Origin of the sequence: Micromonospora sp. RL09-050-HVF-A, assembly GCF_019374995.1 — a bacterium.
Lineage (GTDB): Bacteria > Actinomycetota > Actinomycetes > Mycobacteriales > Micromonosporaceae > Micromonospora > Micromonospora antibiotica.
Map to the genome: position 1 here is coordinate 3,204,937 of NZ_JAGKQP010000002.1, position 24,628 is coordinate 3,229,564.

Annotated in this window: 23 protein-coding genes; 11 read left to right on the top strand and 12 right to left on the bottom strand. The window is 72.2% G+C overall.

Going from position 1 to position 24,628, the window contains the following annotated elements; genetic code table 11:
* Positions 1–107: 107 nt before the first annotated feature.
* Positions 108–1,301, bottom strand: a complete 1,194-nt coding sequence (locus J7462_RS13815; RefSeq protein ID WP_208568429.1) for an acetyl-CoA C-acetyltransferase — start codon at positions 1,299–1,301, stop codon at positions 108–110.
* Between the two features lie 63 nt (positions 1,302–1,364).
* Here J7462_RS13815 and mce point away from each other — a divergent pair, with 63 nt between their 5' ends.
* The 4 genes from mce (at position 1,365) to J7462_RS13840 (ending at position 7,635) form a co-directional block, all read left to right on the top strand.
* Complete coding sequence (mce, locus tag J7462_RS13820) at positions 1,365–1,841, top strand: methylmalonyl-CoA epimerase (RefSeq protein WP_208568428.1); 477 nt, start codon at positions 1,365–1,367, stop codon at positions 1,839–1,841.
* A 485-nt stretch (positions 1,842–2,326) separates the two neighbouring features.
* Positions 2,327–3,592 carry a DivIVA domain-containing protein gene (locus J7462_RS13830; RefSeq protein ID WP_219464425.1) on the top strand — a complete coding sequence of 422 codons (1,266 nt, stop codon included), beginning with the start codon at positions 2,327–2,329 and terminating at the stop codon, positions 3,590–3,592.
* A gap of 177 nt (positions 3,593–3,769) precedes the next feature.
* Complete coding sequence (locus J7462_RS13835; RefSeq protein WP_219464426.1) at positions 3,770–5,911, top strand: hypothetical protein; 2,142 nt, start codon at positions 3,770–3,772, stop codon at positions 5,909–5,911.
* Between the two features lie 449 nt (positions 5,912–6,360).
* Positions 6,361–7,635, top strand: a complete 1,275-nt coding sequence (locus J7462_RS13840; RefSeq protein ID WP_374197579.1) for an AI-2E family transporter — start codon at positions 6,361–6,363, stop codon at positions 7,633–7,635.
* A 223-nt stretch (positions 7,636–7,858) separates the two neighbouring features.
* Here the strand turns inward: J7462_RS13840 and J7462_RS13845 are convergent, their stop codons facing one another.
* From J7462_RS13845 to J7462_RS32965, 4 genes are all read right to left on the bottom strand, one after another.
* Positions 7,859–8,659 (bottom strand): alpha/beta hydrolase, encoded by an 801-nt coding sequence (locus J7462_RS13845; RefSeq protein ID WP_219464427.1) that lies wholly within the window; start codon positions 8,657–8,659, stop codon positions 7,859–7,861.
* 139 nt (positions 8,660–8,798) lie between these two features.
* Positions 8,799–9,125, bottom strand: coding sequence for a hypothetical protein (locus tag J7462_RS13850; RefSeq protein ID WP_219464428.1), 327 nt, complete (start codon positions 9,123–9,125; stop codon positions 8,799–8,801).
* Positions 9,126–9,236: 111 nt separating this feature from the next.
* Positions 9,237–11,021, bottom strand: coding sequence for a 3-hydroxybutyryl-CoA dehydrogenase (locus J7462_RS13855; protein WP_219470323.1), 1,785 nt, complete (start codon positions 11,019–11,021; stop codon positions 9,237–9,239).
* Between the two features lie 437 nt (positions 11,022–11,458).
* Entirely contained in the window at positions 11,459–11,926 is a 468-nt protein-coding gene (locus J7462_RS32965) for an FHA domain-containing protein (RefSeq protein WP_219464429.1), read from the bottom strand.
* A gap of 193 nt (positions 11,927–12,119) precedes the next feature.
* Here J7462_RS32965 and J7462_RS13865 point away from each other — a divergent pair, with 193 nt between their 5' ends.
* A complete protein-coding gene (locus J7462_RS13865; protein ID WP_219464430.1) occupies positions 12,120–13,619 on the top strand; it encodes an aldehyde dehydrogenase family protein in 1,500 nt (499 codons plus the stop codon).
* A 147-nt stretch (positions 13,620–13,766) separates the two neighbouring features.
* Here J7462_RS13865 and nucS read toward each other — a convergent pair whose 3' ends face one another.
* Positions 13,767–14,426 carry an endonuclease NucS gene (gene nucS / locus J7462_RS13870; protein WP_219464431.1) on the bottom strand — a complete coding sequence of 220 codons (660 nt, stop codon included), beginning with the start codon at positions 14,424–14,426 and terminating at the stop codon, positions 13,767–13,769.
* Between the two features lie 71 nt (positions 14,427–14,497).
* Here nucS and J7462_RS13875 point away from each other — a divergent pair, with 71 nt between their 5' ends.
* Positions 14,498–15,115, top strand: coding sequence for a DUF4126 domain-containing protein (locus J7462_RS13875; protein ID WP_208568503.1), 618 nt, complete (start codon positions 14,498–14,500; stop codon positions 15,113–15,115).
* Positions 15,116–15,181: 66 nt separating this feature from the next.
* On the opposite strand, the gene J7462_RS13880 is transcribed toward J7462_RS13875, so the two are convergent.
* Positions 15,182–15,778 (bottom strand): hypothetical protein, encoded by a 597-nt coding sequence (locus tag J7462_RS13880; RefSeq protein WP_219464432.1) that lies wholly within the window; start codon positions 15,776–15,778, stop codon positions 15,182–15,184.
* Between the two features lie 737 nt (positions 15,779–16,515).
* On the opposite strand from J7462_RS13880, the gene J7462_RS13885 reads away from it, so the two are divergent.
* From J7462_RS13885 to J7462_RS13895, 3 genes are all read left to right on the top strand, one after another.
* Complete coding sequence (locus J7462_RS13885) at positions 16,516–16,812, top strand: DUF1540 domain-containing protein (protein ID WP_208568419.1); 297 nt, start codon at positions 16,516–16,518, stop codon at positions 16,810–16,812.
* Positions 16,813–17,058: 246 nt separating this feature from the next.
* Positions 17,059–17,961 (top strand): ABC transporter ATP-binding protein, encoded by a 903-nt coding sequence (locus J7462_RS13890; protein WP_219464433.1) that lies wholly within the window; start codon positions 17,059–17,061, stop codon positions 17,959–17,961.
* Positions 17,961–18,803 (top strand): ABC transporter permease, encoded by an 843-nt coding sequence (locus J7462_RS13895; protein WP_219464434.1) that lies wholly within the window; start codon positions 17,961–17,963, stop codon positions 18,801–18,803. Before J7462_RS13890 ends, J7462_RS13895 begins: the two co-directional genes overlap by 1 nt.
* Before the next feature lie 95 nt (positions 18,804–18,898).
* Here J7462_RS13895 and J7462_RS13900 read toward each other — a convergent pair whose 3' ends face one another.
* Complete coding sequence (locus tag J7462_RS13900) at positions 18,899–19,747, bottom strand: 3-hydroxyacyl-CoA dehydrogenase family protein (RefSeq protein ID WP_219464435.1); 849 nt, start codon at positions 19,745–19,747, stop codon at positions 18,899–18,901.
* A gap of 128 nt (positions 19,748–19,875) precedes the next feature.
* Entirely contained in the window at positions 19,876–21,315 is a 1,440-nt protein-coding gene (gene murA / locus J7462_RS13905) for a UDP-N-acetylglucosamine 1-carboxyvinyltransferase (RefSeq protein WP_219464436.1), read from the bottom strand.
* On the opposite strand from murA, the gene J7462_RS13910 reads away from it, so the two are divergent.
* Complete coding sequence (locus J7462_RS13910) at positions 21,314–21,886, top strand: cob(I)yrinic acid a,c-diamide adenosyltransferase (protein WP_208568414.1); 573 nt, start codon at positions 21,314–21,316, stop codon at positions 21,884–21,886. The genes murA and J7462_RS13910 overlap by 2 nt on opposite strands.
* Positions 21,862–22,284, top strand: coding sequence for a VOC family protein (locus tag J7462_RS13915; RefSeq protein ID WP_208568413.1), 423 nt, complete (start codon positions 21,862–21,864; stop codon positions 22,282–22,284). The genes J7462_RS13910 and J7462_RS13915 overlap by 25 nt, the downstream gene beginning before the upstream one ends.
* A gap of 106 nt (positions 22,285–22,390) precedes the next feature.
* Here J7462_RS13915 and J7462_RS13920 read toward each other — a convergent pair whose 3' ends face one another.
* From J7462_RS13920 to J7462_RS13930, 3 genes are all read right to left on the bottom strand, one after another.
* Positions 22,391–22,846, bottom strand: a complete 456-nt coding sequence (locus tag J7462_RS13920) for a DUF2550 domain-containing protein (RefSeq protein WP_208568412.1) — start codon at positions 22,844–22,846, stop codon at positions 22,391–22,393.
* Positions 22,847–22,858: 12 nt separating this feature from the next.
* Positions 22,859–23,137 carry a F0F1 ATP synthase subunit epsilon gene (locus J7462_RS13925; RefSeq protein WP_219464438.1) on the bottom strand — a complete coding sequence of 93 codons (279 nt, stop codon included), beginning with the start codon at positions 23,135–23,137 and terminating at the stop codon, positions 22,859–22,861.
* A gap of 134 nt (positions 23,138–23,271) precedes the next feature.
* Positions 23,272–24,504 (bottom strand): LCP family protein, encoded by a 1,233-nt coding sequence (locus tag J7462_RS13930; protein WP_308290898.1) that lies wholly within the window; start codon positions 24,502–24,504, stop codon positions 23,272–23,274.
* Positions 24,505–24,628 lie beyond the last annotated feature (124 nt).

Genomic DNA, 24,628 nt, shown 5'->3' on the forward strand with positions numbered 1-24,628 from the left:
CCTCGCCCGACGACCGTGAGCTGGGAAGTTCCCGCCCCCGACCGTTGTCTTCGCCGCACCGACCCGGACCCGCGACCACGCTCCGCGCCATCCGGCCCGACGGCCGGTCAGTTCCCGGTGTCGGCGGGTACGTGGATGATCAGGGCGTCACCCTGGCCACCGCCGCCGCACAGCGCCGCCGCGCCGGTGCCACCACCACGGCGCTGGAGTTCCAGCGCGAGGGTGAGCACCAGCCGGGCCCCGGACATGCCGATCGGGTGGCCGAGCGCGATCGCCCCACCGTTGACGTTGACCTTGTCGGTGCTGACGCCGAGGTCCCGCGTGGACTGGATGCCGACCTGGGCGAACGCCTCGTTGATCTCGATGAGGTCGAGGTCCTCGACGCTCAGGCCGCCCTTCTTCAGGGCGTGCTGGATGGCGTTCGACGGCTGCGAGTGCAGGGAGTTGTCCGGGCCGGCCACGTTGCCGTGCGCGCCGATCTCGGCCAACCAGGTCAGGCCCAACTCGTTCGCCTTGGCTTTGCTCATCACCACCACGGCCGCCGCGCCGTCCGAGATCGGCGACGAGGTGCCGGCCGTGATCGTGCCGTCCTTGGCGAACGCCGGGCGCAACTTCGCCAGCGACTCGACGGTGGTGTCCGGGCGGATGCCCTCGTCCTCGCTGATCACCAGCGGGTCGCCCTTGCGCTGCGGGATGACCACCGGGGTGATCTCGTCGGCGAAGTGACCGTTCTTCTGCGCGGCGGCGGCCCGCTGGTGGCTGGCCGCCGCGAACGCGTCCTGCTCCTCGCGGGTGATCCCGTGCCGTCCGCCGAGCCGCTCGGTGGACTCCCCCATCGAGCAGCAGTCCCAGGCGTCGCTGAGCCCGTCGTGGGCCATGTGGTCCTTGACCGTCACGTCGCCGTACTTGTAACCGGCGCGCTGGCCGAGCAGCAGGTGCGGGGCGTTGGTCATCGACTCCATGCCACCGGCCACCACGATGTCGAACTCGCCGGCCCGGATGAGCTGGTCGGCCAGGGCGATCGCATCCAGGCCGGAGAGGCACACCTTGTTGATGGTCAGCGCCGGCACCGACATCGGGACGCCCGCCTCCACCGCCGCCTGCCGGGCCGGGATCTGCCCCGCACCGGCCTGGAGCACCTGACCCATGATCACGTACTGCACCTGGTCCGGGGCCACCCCGGCGCGCTCCAGCGCCGCCTTGATCGCGATGCCGCCGAGCTTCGTCGCCGGGAGGTCCTTGAGGTTGCCCAGCAGCCGGCCCATCGGGGTCCGCGCGCCGCTGACGATCACCGATGCCACTGCCTGCCTCCGAGGGGGGTACCAACCTGTACGCCTTAACGCCTGTTCGGCCAGACTAGCGGCATGGCTGAAAACTCCTCCGTCGAGCCCGCTGCCGACTACGTCACAGACATCGGGCTGCTCCGTATCGATCACGTCGGGGTCGCGGTCGCCGACCTCGACGCCGCGATCGACTTCTATCAGCGCACCTTCGGGATGCGCTGCATACACCAGGAGACCAACACCGAGCAGGGGGTACGCGAAGCGATGCTGGCCGTCGGCCCGACCGCCGAGGGCGGCTGCGTGCAGCTGCTCGCCCCGTTGTCGCCGGAGTCGACCATCGCCAAGTTCCTCGACCGCAACGGACCCGGGGTGCAGCAGGTGGCGTACACGGTCGCCGACATCGACGCGGCCTGTGCGACCCTGCGCGAACGTGGCGTACGACTGCTCTACGACACCCCGAAGCGCGGCACCGCCAACTCCCGGGTCAACTTCGTCCACCCCAAGGCCGCCGGCGGCGTCCTCGTCGAACTCGTCCAACCCGCCACCACCCCCCACTGACCCCACCCCCCCGCTCCCCCACCCCACCCCACCCCACCCCGCCCCACCCGGCCCTGCCTCGCCCCGCCCTGCCTCGCCCCGCCCTGCCCCGCCCCGGTGATCAAGAGGTTTGCGTCAGATCTGAAGATCAAAGTGACCTAAACCTCTTGATCACCGGGGCCTGGCCGGGTGGGCCGGGTGGGCCGGGTGGGCCGGGCGGTTGGGGGTGTGGGTGGGAGGGGTGGTGGGGTGGGGTGGGATTGGGTTTTGGGCGGGGGTGGTGGGCGTATTGCGGTGGCTTGCCAATTGGGGGTGGTGGAAAGGGCACCGGGGGCGGGGGCGGGGCCTCAGTTTCGTTACTTCGCGTGACGGCGGGTCCGCCCGGACCTGCCAAGATCGCCGTTTGGGCGGGGCCGACGGGACGACCCGGTGGACCCTGTAAAGAGGACAGGAAAGCTCGGCACCGCTCTTGCGAACGACCCCGGGGGGTCTGCAAGTATGTCCCAATGCCCCAGCAGCAGTCCTCCCCTCTCGCGTTCTTCGATAACGCGAACTCGCAGCCGGACTTCACGGTCGGCCTACGCGGCTACAACACCCACCAGGTCGACGACTTTCTCGGCCGGATGACGGCCGCGCTGACCCAGTCGGAGCAGGCCCGCGCCGAGGCCGAGCAGCGGATGAACGACGCCCAGCGTCGACTTCGCCAGGCCGAGCAGCGGCAGGCCGCGCTCGAGCAGAAGCTCACCGACACCAACAAGCAGCTCGAGGAGAACAGCCGGCCGACCCTCTCCGGTCTCGGTACCCGGGTCGAGCAGATCCTCCGGCTGGCCGAGGAGCAGGCCAACGACCACCGCAACGAGGCCAAGCGCGAGTCGGAAGGGATCCTCTCCGCTGCCCGGCTGGAGGCGCGGGAGATCACCGACAAGGCGCGCGCCGAAGCCGCCGCGATGAAGGCCACCGCCGAGCGGGAGGCCGGCACCGTCCGTACCGCCGCCGAGCGGGAGGCCGCCGAGGCCCGGGTGCAGGCCCGCCGGGAGGCCGACACGCTGCGCGCCGACGCCGACCGGGAGACCAAGCAGCTGCGTACGGTCACCGCGCACGAGGTGGCCGAGCTGAAGTCGACCGTCGAGCGGGAGGTCGCCACCCTGCGCGCCACCGCCGAGCGGGAGATCACCCAGCAGCGGGCGAAGGCCGCCCGGGAGGCCGAGGAGAAGCGCGCCGAGGCGACGAAGCTGCTCACCGACGCCCGTGACAAGCGGGACAAGGACCTCCAGGCCCTGGAGCTCCAGCTCGCCGAGCGCCGGGAGAAGGCCGAGCGCGAGGAGTCCGAGCGGCACGCCGCCCAGGTGGCGCAGACCCAGAAGCTGGTCGGCGAGGCTGAGCAGCGGGCCCGGGCCGCCCAGGAGCGGGCCAAGGAGATCGAGCAGCGCGCCGAGGCCCGCCGGGTCGAGTCCGAGCGCACCGCCAACGAGACCGTCGACAAAGCCAAGGCGCTGTCCGAGAAGACCCTCAACGAGGCCAAGGCCGAAGCGAAGCGGCTGCTCACCGAGGCGCGCACCGAGGCGGACCTGACCACCCAGGCGGCCCGCCGCGAGGTGGAGGACCTCACCCGCCAGAAGGACGCGGTCACCTCGCAGCTCGGTCAGATGCTCTCCGGCCTGGCCGGGATCGTGCCGGGCGTTCCGGCCCAGCAGCCGGCCGCCGCGCCGGCCAAGTCGGAGCCGGCCAAGGCCGACGCCGACTCGCGGGCCACCGCGGAGACCGCCAGCTGACCGGCTGCACCGACGGGGCATGTGTCACGGCGCGGGATGACACCGGGTAACCGGTGGACCCCCGCGCCGTACGCGTTCCGGCCCTGTGACACCCTGTCGCGCGACCACAGTGAAACAGCTCCCCACAGCGGCGTCCGTATCGCCCCCGGAGGGCAGGATGCGTGTGAGGATGGGGGCATGTCGCACGGCGAGGAACTGTTCGCTCTCGGCGGGGACGTGACGACGGAGCCCAGCTTCGAGTCCGCCCTGCGTGGATACGACAAACGACAGGTCGACCGGTACGTCGCTCGTGCGGAGCACGAGATCACCACCCTGACGGGTGAGCGGGAGCAGGCGTACACCCAGATCCACAAGCTGGCCGGCCAGGTCGAGCATCTCCAGCGGGATCTCGCCCAGGTGCGCAAGCAGATCGGCGTGGTGGACCGGGCCTCCTTCAAGCACCTCGGCCCCCGGGTCGAGCAGATCCTCGCCCTCGCCGAGGAACAGGCGGACGCCATCCTGGCCGCCGCCAACGAGGAGATCGAGGCCCGCCGGGCCGCCGCCGAACACATCATCGACGAGGCCCGTGAGCAGGCAGCCCGGGCGCTCAAGGACTTCGAGATCGCCCTCGCCGCGCGGCGTGCCGAGGAGGAACGGCACACCACGGCCCGCAAAGCCGAGGCGGACGCCGCCGTGCGTACGGCGAAAGAGGAGGCCGCCCGGCTGCGGGCCACCGCCAAGGACGAGTCGACTCTGCTGCGGGCCACCGCCGAGGACGAGTCGAACCGGCTGCGGGCCACCGCCCAGGAGGCCCTGAGCCGCGCCCAGCAGGAGGCCACCCAGCTGCGCGACACCGCTCGGGAGATCCACACCCGGGCCCAGCAGGAGGCCGCGAAGCTGCGTGAGGCGGCCAAGGCGGCGCTGGCCACGGCCCAGAAGGAGGCCACCGACCTGCGTGAGGCCGCCAAGGAGGTGCACACCAAGGCGCAGCAGGAGGCCCGGCGGCTCACCGAGTCGGCCACCGAGGCCAGCCGGGCCACCCGAGCCAAGGCGCTCCAGGAGGCCAAGCAGGTCACCGACGACGCCGAGGGAGCGGCGAAGGCGACCCGGACCCGGTCCCAGCAGGAGGCGCACCGGCTGACCACCGAGGCGACCGAGGCGGCGCAGCGCAGCCGGGCCGAGGCCGAGGCGTACGTGCAGCGGATGCGCACCGAGACCGAGGCGTACGTGCAGCAGTCCCGCGCCCAGACGCAGCAGGAGCTGGGTGCCTGGCGCGCGGGGGTGGAGCAGGAGGTCAACGGCCGGCGGGAGGCCGCCGACCGGGAGCTGGCCCAGCGTCGCGCCGCCGCCGAGCAGGAGTTCGCCAAGCGCCGCGACGAGCTGGACCGCAAGCACCAGACCCGGCACAACGAGCTGGAGCAGCAGCACCGGACCCGGCAGGAGGAGCTGGAGCGGGAGTGGGCCGCCCGGCGTGACGAGATCGAGCAGGGCGCGGCGGAGATCCGCCGCGCCGCCGAGGCGGACGCGGCGACGCTGCGCCGGCAGGCCGAGCAGGAGACCGGCGAGCTACGTCGGCGGGTCGAGCAGGAGACCGCCGAGCTGCTCGACCGGGCCGAACGGGAGAGCGCCGACAAGCGTCACCAGGCCGACGAGCACGTCGCCGCCTCGCGTCGGCAGTTCGACGAGTACGCGGCCACCACCCAGCAGCACCTCGCCACCACCCAGCAGCACCTCGCCACCACCCAGCAGGAGGCGGCGGCCGGCCGGCAGCAGCTCGCCCGGGTGATGTTGGAGATCGCCCAGGCTCAGCAGCAGCTCGCCGACCTGCGTCAGGAAACCTGGCAGGCGCGGCAGGAGCACGACGAGGTGCAGCGGGACGTCACCGCGCTCCGGATGCACGCCGCGACGCCGGTGGGCCCCGACGCGGTGGCACCGTCACCGGACGGCGACCGGCCCGGGACTGGCGTACGCGGCAACGGCACGAAGCCGAAGCCGACCCCTGGCACCGGCGAGCCGGCACCGGAGCCGGTGGGTGCCGGCGGCAGGCCGGATTCGGCCGTGGCGGTCACGAAGCCGGCGGGTGCCCCGGCCGCCAACGGCACCCGACCGGATGGCACGGGTACGAAGCCCAAGGCGGAGCCGGTGACCACGGTGGACGGTGGGACGGCCAGCGCGGGGGTGGACGGCGAACCGACCGTCGCCGCGGTCCCCGGCACCGCCGGCCGGGAGGCCACCCCGACAAAGATCACCAGTACCGGTGAGAACGGCAAACGACCCACCAAGCCGACCACCGACGAGCGCAGCGCCACCCCGAGCACGGTGACCGTCGAGTCCGAGTGACCACGAACCGCGCGACCACGAACCGCGCGACCACGAACCGCGCGACCACGAATCGGGTGACCACGAACCGCGCGACCGCGAACCGCGCGACTGCGCACCGGGTGACTGCGAACCGTGGGTGCGCTGTCGGGTGACCCGGGGTGGCTGGCGGCACCGGACCCCACTACCCTGCGGGCGGAGGCCCGTACGGTAGGTGTTCACCGGACGGGCATGGTGATCCACTCCGGTGAGCAGCGCCGGGGCGGAACTGGGGAGGCTCGGTGGCACAGCACGACCCGGCACGCGACGACGTGACCGGGGACGACACCCCTACCGGCGGACCGTCGGACCGTTCGGGGGTGGCACCGGCCGCGGAGCGTTCGAGGGCTGTACCGGCGGCGGACCGCACCGGTACGACGGACCGCACCGGTACGACGGACCAGATCACGGGCGGGGCGTCCTCCACCGCCCTGGCCGGCGCGGCGAGCCCCGGGCCGGTCGCCGACTCCCGCACAGCTTCCGACACCACCGAAGACCCCACCACCGCCGAGGACACCGGCACCGCCAGGGACACCGGCACCGCCAGGGACACCGGCACCGCCGAGGACACCGGCACCGCCGTCAGGGCGAAGGCAGCGGCGGGTGCCGCGACGGAGCAGGTCGAGCCGGGGGAACCCGGGTCGGTCGCCACCGGTTCGGGACGGTTCGGTCGGCCCGGCCGGCCACTGCGCCGCAGCAGCTTCCTGGTCGGCTTCACCGGCGCGCTCGGCGTGCTGCTGGCGTACACCGTGTTTCTGGGCATCCGCAATGCCAGCGGGATCCTGGTGCTGGTGGTGATCGCGCTCTTTCTGGCGGTGGGGCTCAACCCGGCGGTGGTGCGGCTGCGCCGTTGGGGGCTGCCGCACGGCCTGGCCGTGACGGTGGTGGTGCTGACCCTGGTGCTGCTGATCATCGCGGGGCTGGTGGCGTTGGTGCCGCCGGTGGTGACCCAGACCGGGCAGTTCATCGAACAACTACCCAGCTATGTCGAGGAGCTGCGCCGCAACCGTACCGTCAACGACCTGGTGGTGCGGTACGACGTGATGCAGCGGGTGCAGGAGCTGGCCAACGCCGACACCGTCGGTCGGGCGCTCGGCGGGGTCCTCGGCGGCGCCCAGTTGATCTTCGGCACCCTCTTCCGGGTGCTCACCGTGCTGGTGCTGACCATCTACTTCCTGGCCTACTTCGACAAGCTGCGCGACCTCGGGTACGCGCTGGTGCCGAGGTCCCGCCGGCAACGGGTCAGCCTGATCGGCGACGAGATCCTGACCAAGGTCGGCGCGTACATGGTGGGGGCGCTGAGCATCGCCGTGCTGGCCGGCGCGACCACTTTCGTCTTCGCCCTGGTCGTCGAGCTGCCCTACCCGTTCGCGCTGGCCGTGGTGGTGGCGGTGACCGACCTGATCCCGCAGATCGGGGCCACCCTCGGCGCGGTGATCGTGAGCCTGGTCGGGTTCGCCACCGGGCTGCCGGTCGGCATCGCCTGCGTGGTCTTCTTCGTGCTCTACCAGCAGGTGGAGAACTACCTCATCTACCCCAAGATCATGCGAAGGTCGGTGGAGGTCAACGAGGTGGCCGCCCTGCTCGCCGCACTGCTCGGGGTGGCGCTGATGGGTGTGGTCGGCGCGTTGATCGCCATCCCGGTGGTGGCCGCCCTCCAACTGATCCTGCGCGAGGTGGTGCTCCCCCGCCAGGAACGCCGCTGACCAGGCCCACCCCGACCCGCCCCACCCGGACAACCCCCACGCCCAGCCCGCCGGGTTCCGGCCACAACAACAATGTTGTAGTGGCATTCTCCGGCCAGGAGGCCACTACAACATGGATCGAGCACGATCTTGGACCGTCGCGCGCGGTCAGGGGAAGGCGGAGCGGGCGGCAGGAGGGGCAGGGCGGCAGGAGGGCAGGGCAGCGGGAGGGGTGGGGCGGGCCTCAGCCGGCGGCGGGACCCGGCACGGGGGTGTCGGCGAAGGCGGCCACCGTGCGGTCGGCGTACGCGCTGACGTCGCCGGTCTCCATCGGGCCGTCCCAGCTTGTCGGCAGCGGCAGCGGCACCGCCGGGTTCACCCGCCGGACGATCTCGTCGAGCACCCGCTCGGCGTCGCCCACCCAGAGGTGCTTGGCCCCGGGCACCCCGACCACCTCGGCCTGCGGCACCGCCGCGAAGCGTTCCCGAGCCTCGTCGGGGCGCAGGTAGTCGTCGAACTCGGGCACCAGCGCGGTCAGCGGCCGGCCCGACTCCGCCCAGACGGCCAGGTCCGCGGGGTTCGAAAAACGCAACGGCGGGGAGAGCAGGATCGCCCCGGCCACCGCCGGGTCGCAGCCGTACTTGAGGGTCAGGTCGGTGCCGAACGACCAGCCCACCAGCCAGACGTTCGGCAGCTCGTGGAACTCGGCGTACTCGATCGCGGCGGCGACGTCGAAGCGCTCGCCCACCGCGTTGTCGAAGGCCCCCTCGCTGGTGCCCCGGACGCTGCTGGTGCCCCGGGTGTTGAACCGGAGCACCGCCAGGTCGGCCAGGGCGGGCAACCGCCAGGCCGCCTTGCGGAAGACGTGGCTGTCCATCATCCCGCCGTGGGTGGGCAGCGGGTGCAGGCAGACCAGGGTGCCCACCGGGTCCCGGTCGGCCGGGCGGGCCAGCTCGCCGACGAGGCGCAGGCCGTCGGCGGTGTGCAGCTCGATGTCCTCCCGGTGGCCGGGCAGGATCGACGACGCGCGGATCGGTGTGCTCACCGCCCAAGTCTGCCGCGAAGTCGGCGCCGCCGCGCGCCCGGGGCGCAACCGGGGTGACCAGGATCGCCCGACCGGCCCCACCGGCCGCCGCCCACCGGAATCCGCCGGCCGGCGGGCAGCACCTCGTCGGCCGGGCCGGTCAGCCGTAGCGGGGTGCGCCCCGGCCGCGCAGCAGGTTGGGCCCCCGCCGGTCCCGGGCCCGCCAACAGCCGCTGTGCCAGTGCCGCCGGTCGGTCAGGTCGCCCGCGCCGTCGGCCGGCCAGGCCACCAGGTGCGCCACCCCGGGTCGGATCTCCTGGTCACATCCGGGGCAGCGGTACGTCTTGACCGACGCCCCGCCGCTGATCCCGCGTACCTGCCACTCGCCGTCGCGCCACTGCTGCACCGATTCCACGCCGTGGCGGGCCCGGCCGGCGTCCAACTGGGTGGTGTCCTCGCGGCGGGGACGGTTGCGACGGGGGCTCACCTTGCCAAGGTTACGGTCAGTTCCCGGGCTGCTGCGCGGTGAGGTACGCCGCCCGGCCCGACAGCGGTGCGGCGGCCCGGATCAGCGGCGGGTGGCCGACCGTCGCCCCGGTCAGTGCCCGGAGTGGTCCCGGAAGCCCTGGCCGGACCGGTGACCCAGGTGACCGGCGGTGACCAGGTGTTCCAGCAGCGGCGCGGGGGCGAGGCCCGGCTCGCGCTGCTCCCGGTATACCGCCCGCTGGCCCGCCAGCGCCACGTCCAGGCCGATCGCGTCGAGCACCTCGAACGGGCCCGTCGGGTACCCGCAGCCGAGCTTCATCGCGTGGTCGATGTCGTCGACGGAGGCGTAGCCCGCCTCCAGCATCCGCACCGCGTCGTTCAGGTAGGGCAGGAGCAGCGCGTCGACCACGAAGCCGGCCCGGTCGCCACAGACCACCGTGGTCCGGCCGAGCGCGGCGCAGACCGCGGTGGCGGTGGCGGTGGCCTCCGCCGAGGTACGGATGGTGCGTACCACCTCGACGAGCGGTCGCCTCGCCGCCGGGTCGGGGAAGTGCAGGCCGAGCACGTCGGCCGGACGCTGGGTGGCCATCGCCACCTCGATCACCGGCAGCGACGAGGTGGTGGTGGCGAGCAGCACGCCCGGCTTGCAGACCTCGTCGAGGCGGGCGAACAGGGCCTGTTTGACGCTCGACTCCTCGGCCACCGCCTCGACCACCAGGTCGACGTCGGCGAGCTGTTCCAGGGTGGCCGACCAGGTGATCCGGGCCAGGGTCGCCTCGTGGTCGGCCGCGTCGAGCTCGCCCCGGGCCACGTCCTCGTCGAGCGCGCTCCGGACCGCGCCGGAGATCCCGGCCGACGAGCCGGTGTCGCCGTCCACCGAGAGCACCGGGTAGCCGGCCCGGGCGAAGACCTCGACGAGGCCGGCCGCCAGCGCCCCCGCCCCGACCACGCCGACCGTGGTCACCGGCGCGCTGTCGGGCGCCGTCCGCGTCGGGGCCGGCGTCTGCCCGTCGGGTACGACCTTCGGAGAGCCCGGTTTGTCATAGGTGTAGAAGCCGCGTCCGGACTTGCGCCCGAGCAACCCGGCGGTGACCATCTGCCTGATCAGCGGTGTCGGGGCGTGCCGCCGGTCCCGTCCGCCGTGCCGGTACATGGTGTTGAGGATCTCGTACGCGGTGTCCAGGCCGATCAGGTCCAGCAGGGCGAGCGGGCCCATCGGCAGGCCGCAACCGAGCTTCATCGCGAGGTCGATGTCCTCCCGGGTGGCGTACCGGGCCTCGACCATGCTGACCGCCTGGTTGAGGTAGCCGAACAGCAGGGCGTTGGCGATGAAGCCGGCCCGGTCGCTGATCGTGACGTCGACCTTGCCGAGCCGGGCGCAGAGCGCCTCGACGTCGTCGACCACGTCGGCGGCGGTGACCACCGTGCGAACCACCTCGACCAGCTTCATCACCGGCGCCGGATTGAAGAAGTGCAGGCCGACGACCTGCTGGGGCCGGTCGGTGGCGACGGCGATGTCGGTGACGCTCAGCGAGGAGGTGTTGGTGGCCAGGATGGTGTCGGGCTGGCAGATCCGGTCCAGCTCGGCGAAGAGCCGTCGCTTCAGGTCGAGGTGTTCGGGCACCGCCTCGACCACCAGATCCACCGCGTGCAGCGCCTCCAGCCCGACCTGGAAGTCGACCCGGGAGTGCAGGGCGTCCCGGTCGTTCTCGGCCAGCTTGCCCTTGGCCACCGCCCGGTCGGTCGACCGCGCGAGGGTGGCCCGACCCCGCGCCAGGGCCGGCTCGGAGATCTCCACCGCGACCACGTCGACACCGTTGCGGGCGAACACCTCGACGATGCCGGCACCCATGGTGCCCAGACCGACCACGCCCACCCTGGTGAACTCCCGCGCCACGACCGGCCTCCCCTGGTTGACTCCGCCGCCGCCGACACGGACGGACGCTGCGCACATGAACGAACGCTAAGGTTATCCGTCGGAGTGTGCCACGCGGCGGTGCGCCGTCGCGACGCCCTGGGAGATTTCCCGCACCCGGCCGGGCCGCCCCGCCGCACCGGCCGGGCCGCGTCGTCGAACCCATCGGGGCCGCGTCGTCGAACCCATCGGGCCACGCCGCCGCACCAGTCACGGCCACGCCATCGCACCAGTCACGGCCATGCCGTCGCACCAGTCCGCGCCGTCGCACCAGTCAGGGCCGTCGCACCAGTCAGGGCCGTCGCACCAGTCAGGGCCGCGCCGTCGCACCGGCCGGGGTAGCGCCGTCGAACCCGAGGCGGCAACCGGTCAGGCCGGCCCGGCGGCGGAAGCCCCGGCGGTCGGCCGTGTCCCCGCGGTCAGGTGTCGACGCCACGTACCGCGGCGACGGGGCGACCGGCCACGGCGTCGGCCGGGCCGGGGGCACGCGGCGGCAGCGGCAGCGTGGGCCGGTGGTCCCGACGGCCGCCGAGGCCCCCGGTGAAGCTCAGGCCGACCGGGTCGGTGGTGGCCAGCCCGGGGTCGAAGTAGCGCAGCTCGGTACGGCCCAGCCGGATCACGTCGCCGTCGGTGAGCGGCTCGGCGTCGGTGATCCGCCGGTCGTTGAGCCAGGTGCCGTTGGTCGACCCCAGGTCGACCAGGACCACCCCGTCCTCGGTCAGCCGCACCTCGGCGTGCCGCCGGCTCAGGTGCGCGTCCGCCACCGGGATGTCGACGTCCGGCGCCCGGCCGATCACCTGCGGTCGGGGCCGGACGCGGAAACTCGCCCCCCGCATCGGCCCGCCGGCCACCGTCAACAGCGGCATCAGTTCCGGATGATCCTGCATGGACAGTCAGCTCCCCATCCGCCGTCGCCTCGCGCCCAGCCTGCCAGCTCCGCGTGACCAGCTCACCACCCGCCCGGCCACCTCCGCGACCCCTGGCGGACATCGACCGTCCACCGAACAGGCGGCGGCGGAAGCAATAGACGAGCAGCACTCACAACTACCAGCTGGTAGCTTCCGGGTCTAGACTTCCGCCATGACGGCTGTACAGGTCCCGGGTACCCCGGTAGTCACCGATGGTCAGTTGGTTTCGACCAGCCCGGCCACCGGCGCGGAAGCCGGCAGGCTGCCGGTCGCCACCGCCGAGGAGGTGCAGCGCGCGGTCGACCGCGCCCGCACGGCCGGGCAGTGGTGGGCCGGGCTCGGCTTCGACGGCCGCCGGACGCGCCTGCTGCGCTGGCGGGCCCTGCTCGCCCAGCGGATCGAGGAACTGGCCGAACTGCTCCACGTCGAGGGCGGCAAACCGGTCGGTGACGCGGTCGTCGAGATCCTCACCGCCATCGAGCACATCGACTGGGCGGCCCGCAACGCCCGCCGGGTGCTGGGGCCGCGCCGGGTCCGGTCCCGGTTGATCCTGGCCGAGTTCTCCGGCCACCTGGAATACCAGCCGCACGGCGTGGTCGGGGTGATCGGCCCGTGGAACTACCCGGTCTTCACCCCGGTCGGCTCCGCCGCGTACGCGCTGGCCGCCGGCAACGCGGTGGTGCTCAAGCCCAGCGAGTACACCCCGGTGGCCGGTCAGTGGCTGGTCGACGCGTTCGCCGAGGTGGTGCCGGAGCAGCCGGTGTTCACGGCGGTGCACGGCCTGGGCGACGTCGGCGCGGCACTGTGCCGCTCGGGCGTCGACAAGGTGGCGTTCACCGGCTCCACGGCGACCGCCCGTGCGGTGATGGCGGCCTGCGCCGAGTCGCTGACCCCGGTGCTGCTGGAGGCCGGCGGCAAGGACGCGATGATCGTGGACGCCGACGCCGACCTGGACGCCGCCGCCGACGCCTGCGTCTGGGGCGCGCTCACCAACGCCGGCCAGACCTGCATCGGCATCGAACGGGTCTACGCGGTGGCACCGGTCTACGACGAGTTCGTCGCCCGGGTGGTCGCCCGCGCCGGACGGCTGACCGTCGGCGCGGACTCCGCCGACCTCGGCCCGATCACCATGCCGAGCCAGCTCGACGTGATCCGCCGGCACATCGACGAGGCCATCGCCGCCGGGGGGCGGGCGGTGCTGGGTGGCCCCGCCGCCGTCCAGCCGCCGTACGTGCATCCGACGGTGCTGGTGGACGTCCCCGAGTCCGCCTCGGCCATCCGCGAGGAGACGTTCGGCCCGACCGTGACCATCAGCCGGGTCGCCGACGCCGACGAGGCCGTACGCCGGGCCAACGCCCTGCCGTACGGCCTGGGGGGTTCGGTGTTCGGTCGGCGTGACGCGGTGGCGATCGCCCGGCGGCTGCGGTCGGGGATGGCGTCGGTCAACTCGGCGCTCACCTTCGCCGGGATGTCCACGCTGCCGTTCGGCGGGGTGGGCGACTCGGGCTTCGGCCGGATCCACGGCGAGGACGGGCTGCGCGAGTTCGGGCGGGCCAAGTCGGTCACCCGACGGCGGGCCCGGTCGTTGCTGCCCTCGATGACCTTCGAGCGGACCCCGACCGACGTGGCCCGCCTCGTCAAGGTCGCCAAGGCGCTCTACGGCCGCCGCTGACCGACCGCACGGGCGGTGCCGGGCCGCACAGCGCAACGCCAGCCGCACGGGCGGTGCCGGGCCGCACGGGGTACGGGGGTGCTGGCCACCGGGCCGCGTGCCCGGCGGGGCGGTGGTGCCCGCAGCGCGCCGACGCCAGCCTCACAGTCAGAACAGGGTCAGCTCGTCGCGCACGATGCCCCGCAGCCGGTCGTAGTCGACGACCACGCAGCGGATGCCCCGGTCGGTGGCGAGGACCCGGGCCTGCGGTTTGATCTCCTGAGCGGCGAAGACACCGGCCACCGGGGCGAGCAGCGGGTCCCGGTTCATCAGTTCGAGGTAGCGGGTGAGCTGCTCGACGCCGTCGATGTCGCCACGCCGCTTCACCTCGACGGCGACCGCGCTGGAGTTGGCGTCCCGGCAGAGCAGGTCGACCGGGCCGATCGCGGTCATGTACTCCCGCCGGACCAGGGTGAAGCCCTCCCCCAGCGTCTCCGGGTTGGCGGCCAGCAACTCCTGCAGGTGCGCCTCGACGCCGTCCTTGCGCAGCCCCGGGTCGACGCCCAGCTCGTAGGAGGTGTCCTGGAAAATCTCCGCCAGGGTGATCCGCAACTCCTCGCCGGCCTTGTTGACCACCCGCCACACGCCGGGGGCCTCCTCCAGCCGACAGGGCGGGCTCATCCAGTTCAACGGCTTGTACGCCCGGTCGTCGGCGTGGATCGACACCGACCCGTCCGCCTTGACCATGAGCAGGCGGGTGGCCAGCGGCAGGTGCGCCGAGAGCCGTCCGACGTAGTCCACCGAGCACTTCGCAATCACCAGACGCACCCGACGAGGGTAGCCGAGGACCGGCCGGTCACCGTCGCGCGGCACTGGCGTGCCGGTGCGATGCTGAGATGGTGCTCGAAGTCCTCACCGGTACCGGTCTCGCCGCCTCGGCGGGCCTCAACGCCTACATCCCCCTGCTCACCATGGGTCTGCTCGCCCGCTACACCAGCCTGATCGACCTGCCCAGCGGCTGGCAGTGGCTGGGCAACGGGTGGGTACTGGCGATCCTCGCCGCACTGCTCGCGGTCGAGGTCGTCGCCGACAAGGTGCCCGTGGTCGACCACGTCAACGACGTCGTGCAGACGGTGGTCCGGCCCACCGCCGGCGGGCTCGCCTTCGGTGCCGGTTCGGGCTCCGAGACGGTGACGGTCAGCGACCCGGGCGGGTTCTTCTCGTCCCACCAGTGGGTGCCGGTGGCCGCCGGGGTCGCCATCGCGCTCGGCGTACACCTGTTCAAAGCAGCGGCCAGGCCGGTGGTCAACGCGACCACGGCGGGCTTCGGCGCACCGGTGGCCAGCACCGCCGAAGACGCGACCAGCGTGCTGATGTCCCTGGTGGCGATCATCCTGCCGGTGCTGGTGCTGGCGTTCCTGCTGGGCATGGTGGCGTTCGTGGTCTGGTTCCTGCGGCGACGCCGGGAGCGACGCCGGGACCGCGAGGCGGCCCGCGCCGCCGGCTACCGGGTCTGACCCGCCGCCGCACACGTCGATGGCCGGCACCCCGGGCGGGGTGCCGGCCATCGTGTCGTACGCGGGTCAGCTGTTCCAGTGCTGGGCGACGAGGTCGGCGGCCTGGGTTTCCCACTGGGCGTAGTGGTCGGGGTACGCCGACACCTGGACCGTCTGGGCGGCCTTGGTCAGGGGCATGTCCTGCCAGCCGTCGACCTGCTTGAGGCCCTTGAGGAACGCCAGGGTGGCGTACTCGGGGTCGGTGATCTGCTCCACCGTGCCCCAACCGGAGGACGGGCGCTGCTGGAACAGACCCTGCGAGTCGTGGTCGTTGCGGTCGCCCAGGTGGCCGAGGTTCTCCAGCTTCGACTCCTGCAGGGCGGTGGCGATGGACACCACGGCGGCGCGTTCGTCCATGCTGGCCTTCTTCGTCGCGGCGATGATCGCCTTGACGTTGCCGGTCTGCTCGTCGCCCAGGTCGATGCGGGACTGCTCGCCCTGCACGCCGTGCGGGATCAGCTTGCCCTTGTCCACGGCCGGCTTGTCGGCCTGTACCACGGCCACGGTGTGGTCGGTGGCGGTCGACTCGGCGGTGCCGTGGTTCAGCGGGCCGGCGGCCAGACCACCGGCGACGGCCAGACCGGCGATACCGAGGACACTCTTACGCAGAATGGTGGTCTTCATGGGGGATGCTCCTTCGAGGGGGTCGACGCCCCCCGGACCGGTCGGGGGACCGGAACACCGGCGGAACCGGCGGAGGGGCGTAAGCACCACGACGAGGCGCTCATGAGGGAGAAGTCGTCGGTCTCCGGTGGGGCCTGCCGCCCATGCCGGAACCAGATGTAACGACCGGGGGCCCCGCATCATTCCGGGGCGCCCACCCACTTCCGGGCTGGCCGGGCGGGGTGCTGCTGCGGTCGTACAGAGGGTGTAACGACCGCTGGCCGGCCAGCATTCCGCCGCAGGGGTGCCGCCGGTCACGGGACACCCCCACCCGGTCGCCCCCACACCGGACACCGGTGACGCCCCGACCGCACCAAACCGGACATCCAGACCAGATGCAACGCCCCCAACCGGTCGACCGCAGACCCGCCAACCCACCCCCACCCACCCCGACCCACCCAGCCGGCCCCGCCGAGCCGCCCGCTGGGCCGCCCGGTGGGCCGCCCCGGTGGGCCGCCCCGGTGATCAAGAGGTTTGCGTCATCGAGAGCGCTCTCCCTGCCGCAATTCTCTTGATCACCGGGGCAGAAGGGCGGGGCGGGGCGGGGCGGGGCGGGCGGGGCGGGGCGGGGCGGGCGGGGGCGTTGGGGCGCGGGCACCGTGGGGTGGCTTCCTACGGGGGGATCAGTGGTGGAACGGCCCGCGCCCGCCGGAACGATGCCTATCATTTGTGGCATATCTACCGAAAGTGAGGTTGTCATGACCGCAGCGCTGGAAATGCCCCGGGTTCAGGAGTGCGCGGCCTCGTCCTGCGCGTACAACCACACCAACGACTGCCACGCGTTCGCCATCACCATCGGCAGCACCGACCATGCCCACTGCCACACCTTCGTGGAGCTTCCGGTACGTGGCGGCCTCGACCGGCTGATCGCCCAGGTCGGCGCGTGCAGCCGGGCCGACTGCCAGCACAACGCCGAGCTGGAGTGCCGCGCCCCGGCGATCACCGTCGGCCCCGACAACGACCTGGCCGACTGCATGACCTACCAGCGCCGCTGACCGACCGCCATCGGGGCCGGGGCCACACGCCCCGGCCCCGGCCCCGGCCCCGGCACGGCCGAATATCCCTCGCACCGCCGGACCTCCCTCGCACCGCCGGACCTCCCTGGCCCGGCCGGCCACGCCCGGCCGGGCAGCACCTCACCGGTCCGCACCGGGCGCGAGCGGGCCGCCGCGACGCGCCCCGACCGGCACCGGCACACCCCGGACCGCCGCGCCGGACGGCCTGGTCGCACACTGGACGCCATGGAAGACGAGCTCGCGATCTCCGTACGGGGACTGCGTAAGGCGTACGGCGACAACGTCGCGGTGGCGGGGGTGGACCTCGACGTCCGCCGGGGCGAGGTGTTCGCCCTGCTCGGCCCCAACGGCGCGGGCAAGACGACCACGGTGGAGATCCTGGAGGGCTACCGGCAGCGCGACGCCGGTGAGGTGAGCGTGCTCGGCAGCGATCCCGGGCTCGTCCTCGGGTCGAGACCGCGGGGATCGCGGGTGGGATCGTCACGTACGCCCCGACGCGGGGCGGCCGACTGGCGTTCCCGGGTCGGCATCGTGCTCCAGGGCACCGGCGAGTTCGACGAGCTGACCGTGGCCGAGGTGGTGCGGCACTTCTCCGGCTTCTATCCCGAGGCGGACGACCCGGACAGGGTCGTCGAGCGGGTGGGGCTGGGTGCCAAGGCCAACGCCCGCACGCACACCCTCTCCGGCGGGCAGAAGCGACGGCTCGACGTGGCGCTGGGCATCATCGGCCGCCCCGAGCTGCTCTTCCTCGACGAGCCCACCACCGGTTTCGACCCGGAGGCGCGGCGCGAGTTCTGGGAGCTGATCCGGGACCTCGCCGCCGCCGGTACCACCATCGTGCTCACCACCCACTACCTGGACGAGGCCGAGTCGCTCGCCGACCGGGTCGGGGTGATCGCCGCCGGCCGGGTGATCGAGGTGGCCCCGCCGAACCTGCTCGGCAACCGGCAGGACGCCCTGGCGACGGTCTCCTGGCGTACGCCGGACGGGACGCCGGAGACGGCGCAGAGCGCGACGCCAACGGCGCTGGTGGCGGAGCTGGCCGCGCGTTTCGGTGGCGAGGTGCCCGGCCTGACCGTGACCCGGCCGACCCTGGAAGACGTCTACCTGAGCATGATCGGACACTGATGACGACCACCACCAGGCCGGGGAACCCGGTCGCCGCCGGCAGTCGACGGCTCGGGCCGGGCGCACTCGCCCTGCGCCAGGGCCGGTTGGAGATCACCCAGTTCCTGCGCAGCCGGGAGTCCGTCGTGTTCACGATGGGCTTCCCGATCATCATGATCCTGATCTTCGCGTCGATCTTCGACGGGACGATCGGCGGCGGGGTGAAGTTCACCCAGTACTTCATCACCGGCATGATCGCGACCGGCCTGATGACGGTGAGCTTCCAGAACCTCGGCATCTGGATCCCGATCGAACGGGACCGGGGCGTGCTCAAGCGCTACCGCGGCACCCCGATGCCCAAGTGGGTCTGGTTCGCCGGCAAAGTGATCATGGTGGTGGCGATCGGCGTCGCCGAGACCGCGCTGCTGCTGGCGGTCGCCGTGGCGCTGTTCGACCTCGACCTGCCGGCCACCGCCGCCAAGTGGTTCACCTTCGGCTGGGTCGCCGTGCTCGGGGTGACCGCCTGCACCCTGTGCGGCATCGCCATCTCGTCGCTGGCCCGCACCGCACGCAGCGGCTCCGCCGTGGTCACCCCGGTCTCCCTGGTGCTCCAGTTCATCTCCGGGGTGTTCTTCGTCTTCACCGACCTGCCCAGCTGGATGCAGCAGGTGGCCGCGCTCTTCCCGCTGAAGTGGATGTGCCAGGGCCTGCGCGCGGTGTTCCTGCCGGAGAGCTTCGGCGCCCAGGAACCCGGCGGTTCCTTCGAGCTGGGCCGGGTCGCCCTGGTCCTCGCCCTGTGGTGCGTGATCGGCCTGGTCCTCTGCCTGACCACCTTCCGCTGGACCACCAAGCGCGACGGCTGATCCGCCACCCCGGCCAGCGTGATCGACGCGGTTGTGCCGATACTGCGGTGCCCGTCGACGGGAGACCGCAGTATCGGCGACCGTGTGCCCCGGGATCAGTAGGAGTAGAAGCCCTGGCCGGTCTTGCGGCCCAGGTCACCGGCGGTGGCCATCCGCTGGAGCAGCTCCGGCGGGAAGAACTTCTCGTCGGCGGTGTCGGTGTAGATGTTCTTCGTGGCGTTCAGCAGGACGTCCACGCCGGTCAGGTCGACCGTGGCCAGCGGGCCCATGGCGTGACCGAAGCCCAGCTTGCAGGCGGTGTCCAGGTCCTCGGCCGACATCACCCCGGACTCGACCAGCTTGACCGCCTCCATGGCCAGCGCGCAGATCAGCCGGGTGGTGACGAAACCGGCGATGTCCCGGTTGACCACCACCACCGTCTTGCCGATCTCCTCGGCGAACGCCTTCGCCGTGGCGAGCGTCGCATCGCTGGTCTTGTAGCCACGGACCAGCTCGCAGAGCTTCATCATCGGCACCGGGGAGAAGAAGTGGGTGCCCACCACCGACTCCGGCCGCTCGGTGGCCGTGGCGATCTGGGTCACCGGAATGGCCGAGGTGTTGGTCGCGAGCACCGCGTCGGACTTGCAGACCTTGTCCAACGCACGGAACACCTCGTGCTTGATCTCGATCTTCTCGAAGACCGCCTCCACCACGATGTCCGCGTCGGCCGCCGCCTCCAGCTCGGTGGTCGGGGTGATCCGGGCCAGGGTCGCCTCGACCTCGGACGGGTCGATCTTGCCCTTCTCGGCGAACTTCGCCAGCGACTTCCGGATGCCGTCCAGCCCTCGGGTGGTGGCCGCGTCGTCCACGTCCCGCATGGTCACCTGCCACCCGGCCTGCGCCGCCACCTGGGCGATGCCGGAACCCATCAGCCCGGCCCCGACGACCGCGAGTCGACCCGCCATCTGCTTCTCCCTCGCTGCGATTGAGTGTCTGCCAGCACCCTAGTCGGCGAGCCTGAACGACCGCTAAGCCCCCGACCGGGGCAGGGCGAGCTCGGGCGGCAGGTCAGCGCGGGTCAGGTGGTGCGGGGTCAGATGGTCAGCTCCGGGGCCTCCGGGGCGGTGCCGCGTTCCACCTTCACGCCGAGCGCCCGCAGGTCGGCCACGAAGTCCGGGTAGCCCCGGTCCACGTGGTGCACGTGCGAGACCTCGGTGACTCCGTCCGCGCAGAGCCCGGCGATGATCAGCCCGGCACCGGCCCGGATGTCGGTGGCGCGTACCGGGGCGCCGGAGAGCCGGTCCCGACCCCGTACCACCGCGTGGTGGCCGTCGGTCTTGATGTCGGCGCCGAGCCGGGTCATCTCGTTGGCGAACATGAACCGGCCGTCGAAGATGTTCTCGGTGATCAGCGACGCCCCGTCGCTGACCGCCGCCAGCCCGATCGCCATCGGCAGCAGATCGGTGGCGAAACCCGGGTAGGGCAGGGTGACCACGTCGACGGCGGTGGGCCGGTCGTCGGCGCGTACCCGGAAGGCGTCGCCCCGGGTCTCCACCAGCGCGCCGGCCGACACCAACTTGTCCAGCGCGACCTCCAGACAGGCCGGGTCGATCCCGGTGACCGTCACGTCCCCCCGGGTCATCGCCGCACCGAACGCCCAGGTGCCGGCCACGATCCGGTCCCCCACCGTGGCGTGGCGCACCGGGTGCAGCGCAGGCACCCCGGCGATACGCAGGGTGGAGCTGCCGCAGCCGGAGATCCGGGCGCCCATCCGGTTGAGCATGGTGCAGAGGTCGACGATCTCCGGCTCCCGGGCCGCGTTGTCGATCACGGTGACCCCCCGGGCCAGCACCGCCGCCATCACCAGGTTCTCGGTGGCCCCCACGCTGGGGAAGTCCAGCACGATCTCGGCACCCCGCAGGCCGTCCGGGGCGGCGGCGATGACGAAACCGTGCTCCCCGGAGACGTCCGCGCCCATCCGGGCCAGGCCGGCGATGTGCATGTCCAGGCCCCGGGAACCGATCGCGTCCCCGCCCGGATGCGCCACCCGCACGTACCCCCGGCGGGCCAGCAACGGGCCCAGCACGCAGATCGACGCCCGCAGTCGCCGTACCAGGTCGTAGTCGGCGTCCGCACCGGGCTGTTCGGGTACGTCGATGACGACCGACCGGGACCGGGCCTGCCCACCGTGGCCGACCATCGGGTCCACCGGGTCGTCCGCCTCGAACCGCACCAGGCAGCCGAGCCGGCGCAGCACCTCGCCCATGATGGCGATGTCGGTGATCCGGGGGACGTTCGTGATGACCGTCCGTCCCGGTGCCAGCAGCGCCGCCGCCATCAGCTTCAACGCCGAGTTCTTCGCCCCGACGACGTGCACCGTGCCGGCCAGCCGGGCGTCCCCGCCGACCCGGATCACCTCGACGTCGTCGACCGCCGGGTCACCGGCGTCACCCGGCCCCACCCCCATCGGCCACCCGGTCGGGGCCGGCCGGGCCGGGATCGTCAGGTCCGGTATCCGTAGGCTGTGCGTCATGGCCGTCCACCTCACGCGCATCTACACCAAGGCCGGCGACGCCGGCATGACCAGGCTGAGCAACAACGAGCAGGTGCCGAAGACCGATCCCCGGATCGCCGCGTACGCGGATGTCGACGAGTGCAACGCCGCGCTCGGCGTGGCGCTCGCCCTGGGGCAGCTCGACGACGGGCTGCGGGCCGTGCTGGAGTCGATCCAGAACGACCTGTTCGACGTCGGCGCCGACCTGGCCACCCCCGTCGAGCCGGACCCGGCGTACCCGCCGCTGCGGGTCACCGAGGAGTACGTCGAACGCCTCGAAGGCTGGTGCGACGAGTACAACGGGCGACTGGGCAAGCTCGACTCCTTCATCCTCCCCGGCGGCACCGCAGGCGCGGCACTGCTGCACGTGGCACGGACGATCGCCCGGCGCGCCGAACGGACGGCCTGGGCCCTGGTCGCCCACGATCCGGATCGCACCAGCTCCCTTCCGGCAAAGTATCTCAACCGCCTCTCCGACCTGCTGTTCATCCTGTCAAGAACGGCCAATCCGGGCGGCGATGTGCTATGGGTGCCGGGCGGCAAGCGCTGAGCACGGGCGGGCTGCACCACGTCGAGGTCTGGGTGCCCGACCTGGCCGCCGCGCAGCGGAGCTGGGGCTGGCTGCTCGGTGCGCTCGGCTGGACGCCGTACCAGGACTGGCCGGCCGGTCGGTCCTGGCGGCACGGCCCGACGTACCTGGTCATGGAGGAGTCCCCGGCGCTGTCCGGGCGGATCCACGACCGGCTCGCCCCAGGCCTCAACCACCTGGCGTTCCACGCCGGTCCGCCGGACGCGGTGGACCGGCTGGTGGCTGCCGCACCGGCCCACGGCTGGACGCTGCTCTTCGCCGACCGTCACCCGCACGCCGGTGGCCCGGACAGCTACGCCGGCTACCTCACCGACGAGCAGGGGTACGAGGTCGAACTGGTCGCCGCCACGCAACCGTAGGACCACCGGTCCGGCGGCGGGCATCGACGGTCCCGGCGGTGCGCAGCCCCTCGGTCCCGGCGCACCTGGCCGGGCGCGATCCCGATGGCCGGGCCGGCCCGGGGGGTCAGGCGGCGGGCCAGTCCTGGGACGCCATACGTGGCGAGGCCGCCCCGGGCGGGGCGGCCTCGAGCCAGGAGGAGAATCCGGTCACCGTGGAGCGGGCCATGGCGATCTCGACCGGCGCGTGTTGACTGGTACAGCGGAGGATCACCCAGTCGGACGGCATGGAGAGCCGTTCCTGCCCCTCGGGGAGACGCCGTCGTTCCACCACCAGTTCCTTGCGGGAGAGCACCCGCTTGGGCCGGAGGGCGAAGCTGAACATCCGGTACCACCGCAGTTGGTCGCCGACGAAGCGGGCGAAGCCCGGGGACCAGCCCCGACCGTCCAACACGGTGGTGACCCGGACGCTCAACCGGATGATGCCGCCGCTACGGGTGACCAGTGCCCGCCGGACGAAGAGGATCAGGACCGCGACCAGGATCACCGCGATGCCGATTGCGATCCCTTCGACGATCTCCATCGGCGGGTGGGCTCAGCGGGCCGGAGTGGCCGGGGTGGCGCTCTCGGCGAGCACTGTCACGCTCTGGGCGCCGACCGACAGGAATCCGCCGGTGATGTCGTAGGCGACCTGCTGGCCGCCGGCCTGCTTGATCCGGATCTGGCTGGGCTCGGCGAGCTGGCCGAGCAGCGGCGCGTGCCCCGGCAGCACACCCAGCTCGCCCTCGGTCGTGCGGGCGACGACCATCTCGGCCTCGCCGGACCAGACCTTCTCCTCGACGGCTACGAGGTCGACGTGAAGCTGCTGTGCCACGCTGTCTCCTTGCTGCGGCGGCGGATTGTCGAAAGTCTAGTCGGAGCCTGGTGACCTACCCAACGCGGGTGCCGAGACGTACGCCACCACCCGGCGTGTCGGCTGGCCGGGCGGTGGCGTCGGCATCTGGCGGATCACTTGGTCTTGTTACGGAACTCCGGGTGCTCCAGCAGGAAGGCGTCCAACTTCTCGTTGCCGAGGGCGGTGAAGAAGTCGTCGGCGACGGGCAGCAGCCGCTCGCCCCGGTAGCCGTTGCCGGTGCCGATCCCCTCCCCCGGCAGCTTGATCAACTCGACGTTCTCCGAGCGGATGCCCTTGAGCGCGATGGCGAAGTCGACCACGCTGCTGCCCCGGCCGTTGAAGGTCAGCGACTGACCGGCAGCCCGGATCACCCGGTCCAGCTTGATCGGGTTGGTCACCACGTCGGCGCTGAACGCCTGGCTGACCATCGCCTTGATGAACTGCTGCTGGTGGCGCTGCCGGCCGTAGTCGGCGTCGGGAACGCCGTTGCGGGGGTAACGCTGCCGGACGTAGTCCAGCGCCTGCCAGCCGTTGAGGTGCTGGTTGCCCTTCTTGTAGACCGCCTGCGGCCCGATGTAGCCCTCGCCGTACGGGTTGCCCTTGCGGTGCTTGCCGTTCGGCTCCCGGTGCTCGGACTTGACCTGACGCTCGATGTACATGTCGACACCGCCCATCGCGTCGACGATCTTCTGGAAGCCGGTGAAGTTGATGATCGCCCCGGCGTCGAACCGCTCGATCCCGGTCGCCTTCTGCACGGTCTTGGCGAGCAGTTCGAAGCCCTGCGGGGCGCTGGGGTTCTTGCCCTCCACGATGCTGCCGAACGACATCGCCGCGTTGATCTTGCCGGAGCCACCCCGGTAGCCGGCCTTGTCGAACTTGGGGATGTCGACGTAGAGGTCGCGCGGAATGGAGAAGATGTACGCCTGCTCCAGCGACTCCGGCACGTGCAGCACCATGATCGAGTCGGCCAGCGGCGGGGTCTTCGCGTCCCGGGGGTCGATCCCCACCAGCAGGATGTTCAACGGGCCCTTGACGTTGCTCTTGCGCTCCTGCGCCCCGGCCGCCTTGTCACCGAAGAGGTCGGCCTTGCCCACCGAACCCTCGTAACGCGACAGCAGCGTCTCGTAGCCCACCAGGACCGCGCCGCTGAGCATCAGCAGCACGACCCCGAAGATGGTGCACACGCGCGCCCAGCGGGGCACCCCGGACCAGATCGACCGCCTGCCGCCCTTGCCGGTCTCACCGACCGCGCCGGCCCTGCCGATCCCGCCGCCCTTACCGTCCCTGTCGCCCTTGCCGGCCTTGCCCACCAGCAGCTCCATTCGTCGCGCACGGGGACTCGTCACGAGGATTCGTCACGCCCACGAAGAGGAGACGGGCGTACCCGGTCGAAAAGTTGCACCGCGTCGACACCCGAACCCGAGAGTCGTTCTCGAAACGGTACCCCGCCTCCCGACCAGTCCTGCGCCC

Excerpts from the sequence above, each read along its gene's own strand:
- mce (WP_208568428.1), top strand. The coding sequence starts at position 1,365 with ATGGCTGAAAACTCCTCCGTCGAGCCCGCTGCCGACTACGTCACAGAC.
- J7462_RS13830 (WP_219464425.1), top strand. The coding sequence starts at position 2,327 with ATGCCCCAGCAGCAGTCCTCCCCTCTCGCGTTCTTCGATAACGCGAAC.
- J7462_RS13835 (WP_219464426.1), top strand. The coding sequence starts at position 3,770 with ATGTCGCACGGCGAGGAACTGTTCGCTCTCGGCGGGGACGTGACGACG.
- J7462_RS32965 (WP_219464429.1), bottom strand. The coding sequence starts at position 11,926 with ATGCAGGATCATCCGGAACTGATGCCGCTGTTGACGGTGGCCGGCGGG.
- J7462_RS13865 (WP_219464430.1), top strand. The coding sequence starts at position 12,120 with ATGACGGCTGTACAGGTCCCGGGTACCCCGGTAGTCACCGATGGTCAG.
- J7462_RS13880 (WP_219464432.1), bottom strand. The coding sequence starts at position 15,778 with ATGAAGACCACCATTCTGCGTAAGAGTGTCCTCGGTATCGCCGGTCTG.
- J7462_RS13885 (WP_208568419.1), top strand. The coding sequence starts at position 16,516 with ATGACCGCAGCGCTGGAAATGCCCCGGGTTCAGGAGTGCGCGGCCTCG.
- J7462_RS13890 (WP_219464433.1), top strand. The coding sequence starts at position 17,059 with ATGGAAGACGAGCTCGCGATCTCCGTACGGGGACTGCGTAAGGCGTAC.
- J7462_RS13895 (WP_219464434.1), top strand. The coding sequence starts at position 17,961 with ATGACGACCACCACCAGGCCGGGGAACCCGGTCGCCGCCGGCAGTCGA.
- J7462_RS13900 (WP_219464435.1), bottom strand. The coding sequence starts at position 19,747 with ATGGCGGGTCGACTCGCGGTCGTCGGGGCCGGGCTGATGGGTTCCGGC.
- J7462_RS13910 (WP_208568414.1), top strand. The coding sequence starts at position 21,314 with ATGGCCGTCCACCTCACGCGCATCTACACCAAGGCCGGCGACGCCGGC.
- murA (WP_219464436.1), bottom strand. The coding sequence starts at position 21,315 with ATGACGCACAGCCTACGGATACCGGACCTGACGATCCCGGCCCGGCCG.
- J7462_RS13915 (WP_208568413.1), top strand. The coding sequence starts at position 21,862 with ATGGGTGCCGGGCGGCAAGCGCTGAGCACGGGCGGGCTGCACCACGTC.
- J7462_RS13920 (WP_208568412.1), bottom strand. The coding sequence starts at position 22,846 with ATGGAGATCGTCGAAGGGATCGCAATCGGCATCGCGGTGATCCTGGTC.